Here is a 721-nt window from a genome sequence, read left to right as displayed (position 1 = left end):
CACAGATAATTGAACTAGAGAAAAAGAAAATATTTGAAAAGACAGATGAGTTAGAAAAGAATTTAGCTACGGTAGAACTGGAAAAGAGAAGAATATTTGAAAAGACAGATGAGTTAGAAAAGAATTTAGCTACGGTAGAACTAGAAAGAAAATCTAACAATTGAAGAACTTCAAAAAAATAAGAAATCAATAGAACTAGCAAAGAAAGAAATTGTACAAAAAGCAAAAGAGATAGAAAAAAGTTTAGCTACAGTAGAACTTGATAAAAAGAAAATAGAACAAAAAACAAGAGAATTGGAAAATCGTATTACAGAAGTAGAACAAGAAAGAAAGAATGTGGTTCAGAAATCAGATGAGTTAGAAAAGAATTTAGCTACGGTAGAACTAGAAAGAAAACACGTTCAGATAGAGATTGAAAAGACAAACAACTTACTGTATAATGAAAGAACTAACATTTCTAAAAAAGAAAAAGAGTTACAAGAGAATCTGGCCGCAATTGAAATCGAGAGAGAAAAAATATCTCAAAAAGAAGAGGAATTAGAGAGCAGGATAGCAGCGGTAGAACTGGAAAGACGAATAGCCCTAGTAGAATTTGAGAGACGAATAGCTGGGATAGAGATGGAAAGAAAAGAATCCATGATTGAGCTTGAAAGAAAGAACATATCTCAAAAAGAAGAAGAGCTCAAAAATAGCATAGCTGCTGTGGAACTAGAAAAAGATC

The 721-nt window shown here is 31.6% G+C and carries 1 protein-coding gene; it reads left to right on the top strand.

Features of this window, described 5'->3' with window-relative positions:
- Positions 1 to 294: 294 nt before the first annotated feature.
- On the top strand, positions 295 to 721 hold a 427-nt coding region (locus tag BG20_RS10690; RefSeq protein ID WP_010195142.1), incomplete at its 3' end, for a hypothetical protein.

The organism is Candidatus Nitrosarchaeum limnium BG20 (assembly GCF_000241145.1).
Classification (GTDB): Archaea; Thermoproteota; Nitrososphaeria; order Nitrososphaerales; family Nitrosopumilaceae; genus Nitrosarchaeum; species Nitrosarchaeum limnae.
Note: the sequence above shows the minus strand (reverse complement) of the source record. Positions and strands in the feature narration are given on the sequence as shown.